Origin of the sequence: Sphingobium chlorophenolicum, assembly GCF_000722875.1 — a bacterium.
GTDB classification, from domain to species: domain Bacteria; phylum Pseudomonadota; class Alphaproteobacteria; order Sphingomonadales; family Sphingomonadaceae; genus Sphingobium; species Sphingobium chlorophenolicum.
This window is the reverse complement of record NZ_JFHR01000003.1, coordinates 59,592-73,456: the sequence shown is the minus strand read 5'-3', so window position 1 is coordinate 73,456 and position 13,865 is coordinate 59,592. Positions and strand designations below refer to the sequence as shown.

Sequence of the window (13,865 nt, the reverse complement as noted above, 5' to 3'; positions counted from 1 at the left end):
ATGCCGGCGTTCGCTGACGGTCACGAACATCATGGTCAGCATAAAAAGGCCCATGGCGCCTGCCGCGAGATACAGAAACCAGTCGTTCGGAAGATGGATCATCGTCGCCTCCTTTTGCTCGAGGCCTACGGGGTGCCGCGCTACTCGGCTGCTGCCGTTGACCAACCGCAAGGGCGTTGATCCGGCATTATACGTAGCGGCTCTGACATTTGACGATCGTCAAGGCGCAGGCAAATGTCGCCGGTCATCGCACGCTCATGACCGCTTACCATGCTGACCTCGCCGCGCTGAGTGTGCCACGCTACACCAGCTATCCAACCGCAGTTTCGTTCAGCGGGAAGGTGGGAGCTTCCGAACAACGGCAAGCGCTGGGAGCGCTGGCCGATGACGCAAAGCTCTCGCTCTACCTGCACGTTCCCTTTTGCGAGACGATCTGCTGGTACTGCGGGTGCAACACCGGTGCCGTCGGCCGCGCGAGCCGGGTCACCCGGTACGTCGAGGCGCTGCTAAGTGAGATTGAAACGGTAGCGCAGCTCGTCCGCGGCTGCGTCACCCATGTCCACTTCGGCGGCGGCAGCCCCAATGCCCTGCCGGCAGCCGAGTTCAGTAGGATCTGCGCGGCGCTTCAGCGATCGTTCCGGGTCGACCCTGCCGCCGAATGGGCTGCGGAACTCGATCCGCGTAGTCTCGACGCCGATTATGCCCGCACGCTGGCCGGCTGCGGTATCACGCGGGCCAGCCTCGGCGCCCAAACCTTTTCCCTGCGGATCCAGCAGCAGATCAACCGAGTACAGCCGTTCCGGGAGGTGGCGCTCCGCGCGGCCGAGCTGCGCGCGGCCGGTGTTGCCGCCATCAATCTCGACCTCATGTACGGACTGCCCGGCCAGACGCTGGATGACATCGCATGCACGCTTGCGCGGACGCGGTTGCTTGCACCCTCCCGTGTGGCGATGTTCGGCTACGCGCACATGCCCCGGATGCTGCCGCGCCAGCGCATGATCGACGACACGCTGCTGCCGAACGCGCATGCTCGCTTCACGCAGTCGCTGCTGGCTCATGAGATGCTCGAGGAGCAGGGTTTTGCCACAATCGGCTTCGACCACTACGCCAGGCCCGACGACCCGCTCGCCGAAGCCGCGGCGGCCGGTCGCCTCCGGCGCAACTTTCAGGGTTTCACGGATGACGACGCCGATGCCCTGATCGGCCTCGGTGCTTCCGCAATCAGTCAGGTGGGCAACGTCATCGTACAGAACGGGAAGCACCTCGGTCGGTATGTCGAAATGGTGAACTCCGGTGGGCTGGCCGGGGTCAAAGGCGTCACGCTACAGCCGACTGATCGTGCGCGCGGCTGGGTGATCGAGCGGCTGCTCTGCGACGGGCAGGTGGACCTGGACATCGCGCACCGGACGTTCGGCATTCGTGGACTGCTCGACCGAAGGGCTCATGATCGGCTGGAAGATCTTGTGCTGCGCGGCCTGGTGACGATCTCGGGCGCGACGCTCGCGCTGACCCCGGAGGGGAAGCCCTACGCCCGCCTGGTCGCTAGCGCGTTCGACGAGCACTCGGCGCTCAACGTCCAGCGGTTCAGCCGCGCAGTCTGATCTTCGGGCGCAAAAAAGCGGCCACGTCGGGGAACCGGCGTGGCTGCTGAGTTCGGCCGGAGAAAGGGCGTTAGAAGCGCATGCCGACGCCGACGCCGATTACCAGCGGATCGATGCTGACACGCACACGGTTCGTCCCCGCGGCGGTGGTCAGCCGGGCCGTGGTGTCAATGTCGATGTACTTGACGTCGACGTTCAGGAAGGTGCGAGGCCCGATGTCGACATCGACGCCCGCCTGCAGTGCGTAACCGGCGCTGTCGCTCATGCGCACCTTCGTCGACCCGAGCGCGCCTTCCAGTGCGTCGCTGGCATTCTCGGCATAGAAGACCGTGTAATTGACGCCGGCGCCCACATAGGGCCGGATCTTGCCGGTGGGCGCGAGATGGTATTGCAGGGTCAGCGTCGGCGGCAGCACCCACGTACTCGCAACCGTATCGATGGCGGCGATTGAGCCTCGCCCCGTCGCCTTGTGCTTCGTCGTGGCGACGATCAGCTCCGCGCCGATGTGGTCGGTCGCCATGTAGGTGAAATCAACCTCGGGCATCACGCTGTCGGTCACGCCCACCCGGCTGCCCGGAAGGCCGGAAACCTCACCGGAACTCTCCGTCGGCGACACCACGATGCCGCGGACGCGCACCAGCCAGTCGCCGGCGGCGGTCTGCGCCGCGGCCATGCCGGGAGTGAGCAATGCCGCGGTGAACAGGGCGGCGGTCAGGTAGGCGCGCATGGGAGACTCCTCGAAGTGAGCTCCGCGGCTAGTCCCTGATCTCCCGGTCTCGATTTGACCTGCGACAACCCGGGACCTTCGTACAATCCCTTATGCCCGAGGGCGCGGCAGCTCCTTATCGGCGGTGGGGAAGGGAAGTATGATGCAATTGGCCGCCGCTCAGTCGACACTCTCATCGCGTTGCATGGGCTGCGCTGCCCGCAGCCGTTCGCTCTGCAGCAACTTCTCGCCGGAGGCGGCACGCGAGTTCGACCGGCTCGCCCGCCCGATCACGCTCGCGCGCGGCGAGACGCTGGTCTGGGAGGATGACGACACGCTGCTCGTCGGCTTCGTCGTGTCCGGAGTCCTTAAGCTGACCGCGTCGCTCGCCGATGGACGCGAGCAGATTCTGGGACTTGCCGGCATGGGGGACGTGGTCGGCAGGCCGTTCGGTACACGGAGCAGCTATTCCGTCACAGCGCTCGGACAGACCCGGCTTTGCGTTTTGGGGCGACCGGCCTTCGAGCAGTTCGCCGCAACCCACCCGGAGGTCGAGCATGCACTGCTGCTGCGCGCCCTGGACGAGCTCGACAGGGCGCGTCGATGGATGCTGTTGCTCGGCCGCAAGTCGGCCGGTGAGCGGGTTGCCAGCCTGCTAGTCGAGTTTGCGGAACGATCGCCAGAGGACAACGTCGCGTTTCCCCTCACCCGACAGCAGATGGGCGACCTTCTGGGGCTCTCGCTCGAGACAGTCAGCCGCGAGCTGAGCAAGCTCAAGGCCAGAGGCCTGATCACCTTGTCGGTGAAGCATTTCCGCGTCGAGGACGAGGCGTGCCTTCGCCAGCGCGCGGCCTGACATCCGGAACATTGCGGATATTGGCGCCGCGGTCGCCCTCCTAGCATCGATCCAGGCTAGAGGAGGGAACCCATGAAGAACATCCTGCTGCTGATCCACGGCGATGAAGGACAGGAGGCCCGGTACCAGTCGGCTCTCGACGTTGCGCGCGCGGTGGGCGGGCATCTCACCTGTCTCGACCTGACGATCATCCCCGAGGTGATGGGCGACTATGTGGCGATGGGCGTCGGCGGCCTTCTGCTCGCCGAGGAGCAGGAGAGCGAGACCCTTCACGGTGTCCGGATGCGGGCGCGGCTCGAGCGCGAGGACGTCCCGTTCGACTGGACAGAGACGACCGGCTTTCTGTCGCAGACGATCGAAGCTCGGGCGCGAATGACGGACCTGATCGTGCTCAGCACGGACGAGGACGGCAAGCTTCTCCCGCGCATGCGGGACGTGATCGGCGATCTGCTGGTGCACACCGGCAAACCCGTGCTCGCCGTACCTCCGGCTTCTCGCAAGCTCGATGTGCGGGGTCGCGCGATCGTCGCTTGGGACGGCTCGCCGGACGCGGAGGCGGCGCTGACTGCGGCCATGCCGCTCCTGTCGCTCGCCCGCTGCGTCACGCTCTACTATGCCGACGACAAGTCGATGGACACGCCGATCGAGGATGCGGCCCGCTACCTCTCGCGGCATGGGATCGAACCCGTGATCAAGAGGGAGCCGATCGGCATCGACCGGGTGGACGTCGCGCTCCGGTGCGAAGCCGAAATGGGTCACTATGACCTGGTCGTCATGGGCGCTTATGGCCACGCTCGCACGATGGAGACGATCTTCGGTGGCGCGACGCAGGGCATGCTGAAGCGGTGCCGGGTACCCCTGCTGCTCGTCCACCACCGCTAAAGGATCAGGGAAGGACGAGAACGTCGCGGGCGGCAGTATCTCGCTGTCGCCCGTGACAACCGTCACCGATGCAGCTCCTCGTTGAACTTGCCGCGGCCACCATGCTGGTCGCCATCACGTGCGCGGTTCACCTGATGGGTATCGCCGCGCTGATGCTGCTGCTGCGCCTGCATCGGCGCCGGCGGCCGGCCGATGCGAGGCTGATATGGGAAGGCCTGGCTATCGTGGGCGCGGCGACCGGCCTCTTTGTCCTGCATGGCATAGAGATTTGGCTCTATGCCGGCTTCTATCTGTTCGTCGGAGCGTTGCCCTCTCTTGAAGCGGCCCTCTACTTCTCGACCGCGTCCTACACGACGGTCGGCTATGGCGATGTGGTCCTTGCGCCGGGATGGCGGGTGCTCGGCGCCATCGAAAGTGCGAACGGCATCATCCTGCTGGGCTGGTCAACCGCCTTCTTCGTCGCCATCGTGGGCCGCATCCGCTGGCTGGAATCCGAGATCGAGAACACGCAGTGATCAACGCCGAGACCACCCCCGCCGCGACCGCGGAGGACCTGGCGCTGTTCGTTGCGAGCGTGACCGACCGCGCCCTGTTGCTGGCGGCGCCCGACGGAACGCTGACCTATTGGGGCGAGGGAGCGGAGCGGCTGCTCGGCACGCCGAGGAGCGAAGCGGTCGGGCGCAGTATCGACGCCTTCTGGCCAGCGGCGAGCGGTCGATGGCCACAAGCCGGCGCAAGCATCACTGTTCGGCTGGAAGACTGGTGCAAGCGTGCGGACGGTTCGGAGTTCCTCGCCGATATCACGGTCGCGCCCGTGTTCGACGGCCAGAAGCTCCGCGGCTACGGACTGATGATCGCCGACGTCACGGGGCGGCGCGCGGCCGAGCACATGCTGGCCGAGAGCGAGGCGCATATGCGCTCGGTGCTCGCGACTGTGCCGGACGCCATGGTCGTGATCGACGAGCGGGGGCTGATCCAGTCGTTCAGCGCCGCGGCCGAGCGCCTGTTCGGCTACGGGGAAACAGAGGTCCTCGGCCGCAACGTCAGCCTGCTGATGCCCGGCGACCACCGGGCGCGGCACGATCGCTACATCGGTCATTATCTCGAGACCGGCGAGCGACGGATCATCGGCATCGGCCGCATCGTCGTCGGGCAGCGCAAGGACGGCACCGAGTTCCCGATGGAGCTGTCGGTCGGGGAGGCTCACGGCGCCAACGGCAGGATCTTCACCGGCTTCATCCGCGACCTGTCGGACCAGCAACGCGCCGAGTTGCGGTTGAAGGAGTTGCAGGGCGAGCTGATCCATGTTTCACGGTTGAGCGCGATGGGGACCATGGCCTCGACACTCGCGCACGAGCTGAACCAGCCGCTGACCGCGATCGCCAATTACCTGGAGGCGGCGCGTGACCTGCTGGACGCGGAGGATGCGCCCAGAGAGCTTCTGGCCGAGGCGGTCGGCGAGTCCGCCAACGAGGCGCTCCGCGCCGGCCGCATCGTGCGGCGGCTGCGCGAGTTCGTAGCCCGCGGCGAGACCGAGCGTCGCATCGAGCCTGTACCGTCCCTCATTGAGGATGCGATCCGGCTCGGGCTTACCGGCGCGCGCGAGCGCGGCGTGCGCAGTTTCGTGTCGCTCGACCCGGCGGCCAGTCATGTGCTCGCAGACCGCGTCCAGATCCAGCAGGTGCTCGTCAATCTGCTCCGCAATGCGGTGGAGGCGCTGGGCAACGGCGAGGTCAGCGACATCACGACGTCCACGATCCGCGACGGCGCTCATGTGCGTATCGGGATCACGGACACAGGCCCGGGGTTGGATCCAGCAATCGCACCACGGCTCTTTCAGGCCTTCACGTCGAGCAAGCAGGACGGCATGGGCCTGGGCCTGTCCATCTGCCGGACCATCGTGGAGGCGCATGGCGGACGCATCTGGGCGGAGCCCGGCACGGACAAGGGCGCGGCCTTCTACTTTACGCTACCGGCTGCGTCGGAAGGGGACGAGGTATGAGCGAGCGCCGGCTCGTCCATGTTGTCGATGATGAGGATGCCGTCCGCCGCTCGGTCGGCTTTCTGCTCCGCACCTCGGGCTTCGACGTGCAGAGCCATGCCTCGGGCGTAGCCTTCCTCAAGGAGGTCAAAGCGGCGGAGCCTGGGTGCGTGCTGCTCGACGTCCGCATGCCCGAGATCGACGGGCTTGAGGTCCAGCAGCAGATGGCGCAGCGCGGCGTCGGCTGGCCGGTGGTGATCCTGACCGGACATGGCGACGTGCCTATCGCCGTTCAGGCGATGAAGGCGGGCGCTGTCGACTTTCTGGAAAAGCCGTTCGACAAGGCGTCGCTGCTGCGCGCACTCGCCGCCGGTTTCGCGATCTTCGACCGGCATGATGCGGCCGCTGCCTCGGCGCAGGAGGCTGCCACGCGCATCGCCGCGCTGACGCCCCGCGAGCAGGACGTTCTGCGCGGGCTTGCCGATGGTCTGCCGAATAAAACTATCGCCTTCGATCTCGGCATTTCGCCCAGGACGGTCGAGGTGCACCGGGCCAATCTCATGACCAAGCTCGGTGTTCACAGCTTGTCCGAGGCGCTTCGGCTTGCCTTCGCGGCCGGCCTCGGAGGGGAAGCTCGTACATCTACGTAGAGCGTTGTCGCCATAACGAGGGCAGGGTGGCTCGATGGAACAGAACCCCCGAGCGCTCGCCGTCATCGTTGAGGACGACCAGGCCGTCCGCCGATCGTTACAGCTGCTGCTGCACTGGCGCGGGTATGACGTGCGCGCCTACGGCACGGCGCAGGCGAGCGTTGCGGGCGACGACCTCGCCTCCGTAGGCCTGCTGGTGGCGGACTACCAGCTGCCTGATGGGGATGGGATCGGCGTTCTCCGGGCGCTGCAGCGACGTGGCTGGTGCGGACGAGCCGTTCTGGTCACCGGACACCCCAGCGCCGGGCTGAAGGATGCGGCGCTCGCGAGCGGTTTCAATGCTGTTCTCGAAAAGCCGCTCCGCCGACACGAACTGCTCGGCGCGCTCTCACGCTGAGCGATCGCCCACGCGGCACGGGGTGATTTCGCGGTAGACTGAGGGAAGATACGGATAGGCCACGACCCGGCTTCGGTCGATGGTCCATTCCATGTTGTCTATTGCCTTCCTTCTTATGCTCGCGTCCGTGCCGGAAGCGCCTGCGCTGACCGCCGGCACCGTGGCGCAAGCTGCGGCGCGGCTTCGACCGGGCCAGTATCTCTGGGCCCCGCAGGTTGCACCCAGCGGTCCCATGATCATGGTCGTGAACCTCAGGACGCAGCGAGCGACGGTGTACCGCAACGGCATACCGATCGGCATCACCACGGTGTCGTCCGGTCGGCCCGGGCACGAGACACCGCCGGGCGTCTATACAATCCTGCAGAAGGAAGCGGACCACCGCTCCAACTTGTACAACAACGCGCCCATGCCGTTCATGCAACGCCTGACCTGGGACGGCATCGCGCTGCACGGCGGCGCTCTTCCTGGCTATCCGGCCTCCCACGGCTGCATCCGCCTGCCGGAGGCGTTCGCGCGCTTGCTCTTCGCCGAAAGCCGACTGGGCATGATGGTGGTCGTCACGCGGCTTGATACGATGCCGGTGATGGCGGCTACGGAAGCGGCGCCGCTCCTGCCTGATCGGATCGAGCCTACCCTCTGGAAGGCGGAGAAGAGAGGTGCCGCTGCCCTTTCGGTCGTAGTGAGCACGACTGATCGTGAGGTGCGGGTCATTCGCGACGGAAAGGAGATTGGGGCGGCGCCCGTGACGTTGACGGGCAACGTCACGGGCCCGGTCGCTTACCAGCGGCAGGTCGACGGCCGTTGGCTGCGCCTCGACCTGCCAGGCTCGGGGAGGGCCGTCGTACCCGATCTCGGGCCGGACGTGATCGGGGTCGATCCCGACTTTAGCGCCCGCGTGCTGGATGCAGCGGGTCCGGGGACCACTGTGGTGGTTACTCCAGATCGCCTTCGGCCAGAGCTATCCCTTACGTCAACCTTGATGACGGGGAACGAGTAGACCCCGCAATCAGGCAAACGTGACCGATCGTGGCCGCTCTTGGACCTGAGTGCTCCTGCCAGCGTTGATCGTTGCGGAAAGGAGAATTGAGATGAAAGAGGTCCATGATGAGGCCTCGGCAGCAACCGCGAACAACGGCGTCGTCGACGTGAGCGGTCCGGACGCAGTCAATGTGAGCCTCAAGCCTGCCGCAGCGCTCAAGACAGCGGAGCGGATCAGCAGCGCGGCAGTTGAGGCGCTCCTGGAGCAGACGAGCCAGGCATCGAAGGAACGCCACTAACAAATCAGACTTTCAGGTGGCGAGGCGCTCTAGTGGCGCATGGAGGGACCAGACGAGGCCGGACGGTAGCTCCTGTATCCCGCATTGCCCACCGAGACGACGCGGCGTTGCCACGCTTAGCAAGCGGTCGCTCCAAGCTGAAAGTGGTGCCCTCATCTGCGGTCCGTCGCGATCGGCCCATTGCAGCCATAAGTAAGACGCCTCGACATCGTTGGCGCTCCAGCTGATCTCGACGTAGCCATTCCTGCTGCTCAAGGCCCCGGTCCTGAATGAGTGAACGTGCAGCTCGTGAAGCGCCAGGCCAAGCGTCACCGCGGCGCCAGGACCGACCAGCACTGATGGACCAGTTACCTTGCAGCGCTTGTCACCGACAACGTTCATGAGGCGAGACACAAGGACCTGCAGATCCGTAGAATGCGATTGCGGCTGCAGGAGAAGATCGCCGATGCTGCTCAGCATCGCAGTCCGCGCGGCGAGATCCCGAGCCTTGTCGATCAAGGGTCGATCCTCGTCGAGAACTTGATTTGTTATCGCGGAGACGATCGCAAGGAGGTTGCGCAACTGGTGACGTGCGGTACTCGCGGAGACGTAATCAACGGATTGGGATAGGGCGACAGATGGCAAGCCCAAAGCCGGCGCCACTTGCGCAAGATCACCGCTGATCCGTACCTCGGAGCCGTCAACCAGCGACACAGTGGTCGTGGCCTCGACCCCCCGAACCTGCACGATAGCTTCAGGGTTGATCACGAGACGGGACCCGTCCGAAGCGACCAACTCACGAGAATGAGCATCAACCCTAAAAAGAGCTGAGCCGCTGGCACCGGCGCTCACGTCCTGTGTTAGCACTTGATCGCCGACACGATCGGCTTCGGCATGGTCCAGCGCTTCCGCCAGCTTGCAGGCAAACAGGCTTGATCCGTTTCCGTTATCGTCCAAAACATTCAGCGCTTGACGCGCCAGTGCAATTGACGTGAGTTCCGTCTCTCGATTGTTCATGCGGCTTAGCCCAGGACCACGCCAGCAGTGCGCTGTTCGCTCAAATTGGTGCTACCGCACAAGCATGTAGCGTGCAATCTGATGGGAACGGCGTCGCGATCTGTTCACTCATTGGCGCGCTCAGAGAAAACCTCATTTTACATAAGATATATTATCGTTCTGATAGCGTAACGAGCTAGATGATCCTATGCGCCGCCGACCGCGGCCGGCGCTTCCAACAGCCACCTCGCCAAAAGCCGCTCGAAGTCGACATATGGGATGCGGTCGGGATCGAACTCGAGCGCCGCCGCAAGGTCCGGCAAATCGGCTCTGAACGCCTCGTATACGCGCCGCACCCGGTCGGCGCTCGGCAGCTCGCGGCGCGACACGTTGGCGAGCCAGTCGCGCGTTTCCTGCAGCGCTCGCATCGGAGCGCCGCCGTGCTCGTGAATGTCCATGCCGGCGAGATCGGAGATGAACCGCTGATAGCGGTACTGCTCCACGTCGAGGATCAGCACGCGCTTGGCTTTCTGGTGCTTGCCGCCGTAGCGCTTCGCGCCCAGGAACAGGCCCAACTCGAGCGGCATGTTGAAGCGCGGCAGGTTGTGGACGGCGTCGAGCTCGGTGCGCGATAGATCGTGCACGCCGTAGCGGCATTCCTCGATGAGGCTCAGGATCTTGTCGATCCGGGTCTGCCCGCCATCGTCCAGCTCGCGCGCGGAGCGCGGCCGGAAGCCGCAGACGATGATCGCGAAAATGAGCGCGCGGAACGTGGGCGCGAACGCGTCGTCGAAGGGGCAGTTGATGAAGACGTCGTCGGCCGACGTCGCAGGCGCCGCCAATCTACTTCTTCTTGGCGAGCACGCTTTTCACCGCGGCGGTGATCTGCTTGTCCGACACGGTGCCCTTCTTGGTCGCGACCGGGGCCATGACGAAGCGGCCGGTCGCGGCGCTGCGACCGAGAACAGCCGGTTTCCGGTTCTTCGACGTGACGGAGTCAGGGTGCGTCGCCATGGATGTGATGTGAGCCTCCGGGGACGGAAATGCAAGGTGCGGCCCGACGGAACATCGAAGATCGGCAGCCTACTATCGCCAGCGCTCGCCGTCGCCGACGTCGAAGCTGATCGCGTCGACGAACGGCTGAAGGACTTCGCTCGGGAGGGCATAGGTGATCGGCAGGTCAACCTCGCCGATCGTCAGGCCGCTCGTCACCATGCCGAGCACCGCGCCGGTTCGAGGATCGCAGACCACACCGCCGCTGATCCCGCCGAGCGCGACCGAGCTGATCTGGAACAGCCTGGTCTCGCCGAGCTGCAGAGCCGGGACTACCGCACTGATGATGCCGTCGAAGAATGAGGGCTGCACGAGGCCCCGGTTCGTCGGATTTGAGAAGAACAGGTCGCGCCCGAGCGGGAAGCCGCCGATCAGCACGCGGTCGCCCACCCCTACCCCTGTCGAGTCTCCCCACGTCACAGGGGGCACGTCGTAAGGACATTCGGGGGTGCTCACGGCCGGGCAGATGAGCACGCCGGCGTCCACGCCGGGGCCACCATTCTCGAAGCGCGGGTCATAGTATTTGAGAGCCGCCGCGAACGGGTACGGACGCTGCGCCTCTACCCCGCCCAGCCGGCTGTTGGCCCAGATATACGCCTCGCGCTCTCGAAAGCGGAGCTGCTCGACGACGTGCCAGCAGGTGAGGAGCTTGCCGCGGCCGGCCTGGAAGGCGGTCCCCTGGATGTCCAGCACCCAGTCCTCGTGAGCGGGATCCTGAATCGGGATGTGCAACGACAGATCGCCCTGCGGCACGCCTTCCTTGTTGCCGACAGGCACGATGGACTGCGCCAGCCGGGAGATCGGCGTCACACGGCCCCGTGAGGCCCAAGGCACGCGCGCGAGCTTCTCCTTCAGGTCGCCGGAACCACCCTGCCCGCGGCGCCGTCCGCCGGACACCTGCGGCTACAGCCGGTCCTTGAGCGCCTTGGCCGGCGTGAACATCAGCTTCTTCGATGCGGCGATCGTGATCGCCTCACCGGTGGCCGGGTTGCGTCCACCGCGCTCGGGCATATCCTTCACCTTGAACTTGCCGAAGCCCGGCAGGTTGATCTCGTCGCCGGCGGCGGCCGCCTCGGCCACGGCCTCGACGACGGCGTCTACCACCTTCTTCGCCGCCGCCTCCGTCAAGCCCTGGCTCTGCGCGACCGACTTGGCCAGATCCTTAGCATTCATGCGCACCCTCCCCCTGCCCGAAATACCGACTCTGTAGCGCACAGCGGCGAGCGAGCAAGAACGCAGTCGCGGCGGACGACCCGCTTTGGCCGGCTTACCCGCTGATCGGCGCGCAGAGCTCTTTGCGTTAATACGACCTCGCCGAACCCTCGCAGCGTTCGCCACTTCCGACCGCCTAGAATGCCAGGGGGCTACTCAAAGGCCATCGTCCTGCCCGAATGCCTTGTTCGCCGGCAGGTGAGATGGCGGGCGACCCAAATGTAGAGGCCGGAGCCGGCGAGGACCGCGGCGGCGAGGCCAGCGAAGACTACGAGCGGGTCGCCCGCCCGGCCGAGACTACGGCCGGCGTGGAGCGAGAGCATCGCCTGGCCGATGGCCGCGCGCGGACCGTGCTGGCGGGCATCTATGGGTCGGACGACGCCCGGACAGGTCGCGTGGACGAAGGCGAGCGTGTCGCCCTCGACATGGTCGAACGGGGATGCGGTCTTGAAGGTAAGGCGATAGGGGTCGGTTCCGTCCGGAAGTCCGACCGTCGCGAGCCGCTGGCCGGGTAATGCGGCGCTCGCGGCGGCGACGGCCTCGTCGGTCGTGACGCGGCCGGCGCAGGTGCTCGCGAAGGCGGGGGCGAGCGCGGCGGGAACGTCATAGGGCAGGCCCGCGAGCAGGCCGCCGAACCAGCCGGAGTGCGACGCCGCCGTGCCGGTCAGGCCGAAGAACAGGATGGGGAGCGCGCTCCAGAAGCCGATCCAGCCATGGATGCGGTACCAGCGACCGAGCGGCCGGCCCGACAAATGCGGCGGGCGCGCCTTGCGCCATGCGGAGCCTCGGCGCGGCCACCAGAGGTAAAGGCCGGTCGCGGCAAAGGCGGCGAGCAGCAAGCCGAGCAGAGCGACGATCGCCGCGCCGACCTCGCCCGCAAAGAGCTGATGGTGGAAGTGGATGAGCTGGTGGCCCCAGGCGCTGTCCAAGAGGAAGTCGCCGCGGTACGCGCCCGTGGCGGGATCGACGACGAGGATCACGGTATCCTCAAGCCCGCCCGCGCCGGAGCGGAGGCCGTAGAACATGGCGGTGTCGACCTCCACGCGGCTGTCGGGCAGGAACAGGCCCAGCGGCTGGAAGGAGCGGCCATAACCCCTCTTCGCGGCGGCGAGCCAAGCGTCGACGCGCGGCGCCGCGACCCGGGCGGCGGCCCCGTCGACGCTCCGAACGAACGGATGCTGCGCCCGGAACAGCTCCGCGTCAAAGGCGAGCGCCGCGCCCGACAGGCAGACGAGGAGGAGGACCGGCGCGGCGACGGCCCCGATCCAGGCGTGGAGCCGGGCGAGAAGCCGCCGCGCGGGCATCAGAAGCGCGCCTCGACGCCAGCGCCGTAGCGTCGCGGCTCGTTCACCGTGCCGAAACCGGGAAAGTAGACCTGCGTGACCTGGAACCCGTCGAAGAGGTTGCGGACGAAGCCGAAAAGCCGGACGGGGCCGAGCTGATAGCTCGCCTGCGTCGACCGTGGCGAGGTCGCCCGAGCGGAAGGCGCGGGTGTTGGCGTCGTCGCCGTAGTAGCCGCCGCCATAGCGTCCTTGCGCGTCAAGGGTGAAGCGGTCGACGGGCGTCCAGCTCGCGGTGAGGAAGCCGGTCAGGCCGGGCGACCGCTGGAAATCGTTACCCTCAACGCCTGCCGCCGACACGGAGAAGCGGCGGAGATCGGTCTCTAGCAGGCCCAGGCCCCCGCGGAGCGACAGGCGGGGCGAAGGCCGGAAGGCGAGTTCAAGCTCCAGCCCGTAGGCGCGGGCGTCCTCCGCATCGTCGAACACGGTCTGGAGGAGCCCGGAGGGGCCGAGCGTGGTGGTCGGGCGCTGCGCGTCCTCATAGTCGGCGAAAAAGGCGTTGGCGTTGAAGGAGAGCCGGCCGTCCGGGGTGCGCCCGCGCAGGAACAGCTCGTAGTTCCACAGCCGCTCCGCCCCGAAGACGTCCTGCGCGCCGGTGTCGAAGGAGATGGTGGTGCCGCCGGGGTTGTAGCCGCGCGACGCCAGCACGCCGACCCGGACGTCCGGCGCGACCTCTAAGCGACGCTTACGCGCGGGAGGAAAGCGTCGAAGCTGCGGCGGCAGTCGACCACGAAGGGGCCGAGCGCGCCTTCGCGGTCCTGGCGGTCGTACTGGTAACGGCCGCCCAGCGTGACGGCGAGGCGCGGCGTAGCGCGGATCGTCGCCTCGCCGAATACGGCACGGCTGACCTGCTCATCGCGGAACGCGCCGGTAGCGAGACAGGCGGACATAGCGAATAAGTGACGCTCGACGATGCGCGGAGGACGACCGGCAGA

17 protein-coding genes are annotated in these 13,865 nt (G+C 66.4%); 9 read left to right on the top strand and 8 right to left on the bottom strand.

Annotated features, from left to right (window positions below; genetic code table 11):
- The first annotated feature begins 209 nt into the window (after positions 1-209).
- Positions 210-1,601, top strand: a complete 1,392-nt coding sequence (gene hemN / locus BV95_RS03020; RefSeq protein ID WP_307724545.1) for an oxygen-independent coproporphyrinogen III oxidase — start codon at positions 210-212, stop codon at positions 1,599-1,601.
- Between the two features lie 70 nt (positions 1,602-1,671).
- Here hemN and BV95_RS03015 read toward each other — a convergent pair whose 3' ends face one another.
- Positions 1,672-2,328, bottom strand: a complete 657-nt coding sequence (locus tag BV95_RS03015) for an OmpW/AlkL family protein (protein WP_037447221.1) — start codon at positions 2,326-2,328, stop codon at positions 1,672-1,674.
- 142 nt (positions 2,329-2,470) lie between these two features.
- On the opposite strand from BV95_RS03015, the gene BV95_RS03010 reads away from it, so the two are divergent.
- The 8 genes from BV95_RS03010 (at position 2,471) to BV95_RS02975 (ending at position 8,350) form a co-directional block, all read left to right on the top strand.
- Entirely contained in the window at positions 2,471-3,163 is a 693-nt protein-coding gene (locus tag BV95_RS03010) for a Crp/Fnr family transcriptional regulator (RefSeq protein ID WP_037447455.1), read from the top strand.
- A 72-nt stretch (positions 3,164-3,235) separates the two neighbouring features.
- Entirely contained in the window at positions 3,236-4,045 is an 810-nt protein-coding gene (locus BV95_RS03005; protein ID WP_037447218.1) for a universal stress protein, read from the top strand.
- Between the two features lie 101 nt (positions 4,046-4,146).
- On the top strand, positions 4,147-4,560 hold the full coding sequence (locus BV95_RS03000; RefSeq protein WP_336945088.1) for an ion channel: 414 nt from the start codon (positions 4,147-4,149) through the stop codon (positions 4,558-4,560).
- Positions 4,557-6,047, top strand: a complete 1,491-nt coding sequence (locus BV95_RS02995) for a PAS domain-containing sensor histidine kinase (RefSeq protein ID WP_234703088.1) — start codon at positions 4,557-4,559, stop codon at positions 6,045-6,047. The genes BV95_RS03000 and BV95_RS02995 overlap by 4 nt, the downstream gene beginning before the upstream one ends.
- Positions 6,044-6,676, top strand: a complete 633-nt coding sequence (locus BV95_RS02990) for a response regulator transcription factor (RefSeq protein WP_037447212.1) — start codon at positions 6,044-6,046, stop codon at positions 6,674-6,676. Before BV95_RS02995 ends, BV95_RS02990 begins: the two co-directional genes overlap by 4 nt.
- Positions 6,677-6,710: 34 nt before the next feature.
- On the top strand, positions 6,711-7,073 hold the full coding sequence (locus tag BV95_RS02985) for a response regulator (RefSeq protein WP_037447209.1): 363 nt from the start codon (positions 6,711-6,713) through the stop codon (positions 7,071-7,073).
- Between the two features lie 115 nt (positions 7,074-7,188).
- Positions 7,189-8,070 carry a L,D-transpeptidase family protein gene (locus tag BV95_RS02980; protein WP_172708439.1) on the top strand — a complete coding sequence of 294 codons (882 nt, stop codon included), beginning with the start codon at positions 7,189-7,191 and terminating at the stop codon, positions 8,068-8,070.
- Positions 8,071-8,161: 91 nt separating this feature from the next.
- Positions 8,162-8,350 carry a hypothetical protein gene (locus BV95_RS02975; protein ID WP_037447206.1) on the top strand — a complete coding sequence of 63 codons (189 nt, stop codon included), beginning with the start codon at positions 8,162-8,164 and terminating at the stop codon, positions 8,348-8,350.
- Positions 8,351-8,362: 12 nt separating this feature from the next.
- Here BV95_RS02975 and BV95_RS02970 read toward each other — a convergent pair whose 3' ends face one another.
- From BV95_RS02970 to BV95_RS24705, 7 genes are all read right to left on the bottom strand, one after another.
- A complete protein-coding gene (locus BV95_RS02970; RefSeq protein WP_037447203.1) occupies positions 8,363-9,346 on the bottom strand; it encodes an HWE histidine kinase domain-containing protein in 984 nt (327 codons plus the stop codon).
- A 185-nt stretch (positions 9,347-9,531) separates the two neighbouring features.
- Positions 9,532-10,167 carry a hypothetical protein gene (locus BV95_RS02965; RefSeq protein ID WP_037447200.1) on the bottom strand — a complete coding sequence of 212 codons (636 nt, stop codon included), beginning with the start codon at positions 10,165-10,167 and terminating at the stop codon, positions 9,532-9,534.
- Position 10,168: 1 nt separating this feature from the next.
- Positions 10,169-10,339 carry a hypothetical protein gene (locus BV95_RS02960; protein WP_231902866.1) on the bottom strand — a complete coding sequence of 57 codons (171 nt, stop codon included), beginning with the start codon at positions 10,337-10,339 and terminating at the stop codon, positions 10,169-10,171.
- Positions 10,340-10,411: 72 nt separating this feature from the next.
- Positions 10,412-11,275, bottom strand: a complete 864-nt coding sequence (locus BV95_RS02955) for a S1 family peptidase (protein WP_234703087.1) — start codon at positions 11,273-11,275, stop codon at positions 10,412-10,414.
- 6 nt (positions 11,276-11,281) lie between these two features.
- On the bottom strand, positions 11,282-11,551 hold the full coding sequence (locus BV95_RS02950; protein WP_037447197.1) for an HU family DNA-binding protein: 270 nt from the start codon (positions 11,549-11,551) through the stop codon (positions 11,282-11,284).
- A gap of 191 nt (positions 11,552-11,742) precedes the next feature.
- A complete protein-coding gene (locus BV95_RS24710) occupies positions 11,743-13,653 on the bottom strand; it encodes a TonB-dependent receptor domain-containing protein (protein WP_331711489.1) in 1,911 nt (636 codons plus the stop codon).
- Positions 13,605-13,820 carry a TonB-dependent receptor domain-containing protein gene (locus BV95_RS24705; RefSeq protein ID WP_051749597.1) on the bottom strand — a complete coding sequence of 72 codons (216 nt, stop codon included), beginning with the start codon at positions 13,818-13,820 and terminating at the stop codon, positions 13,605-13,607. The genes BV95_RS24710 and BV95_RS24705 overlap by 49 nt, the downstream gene beginning before the upstream one ends.
- Between the last annotated feature and the right edge of the window lie 45 nt (positions 13,821-13,865).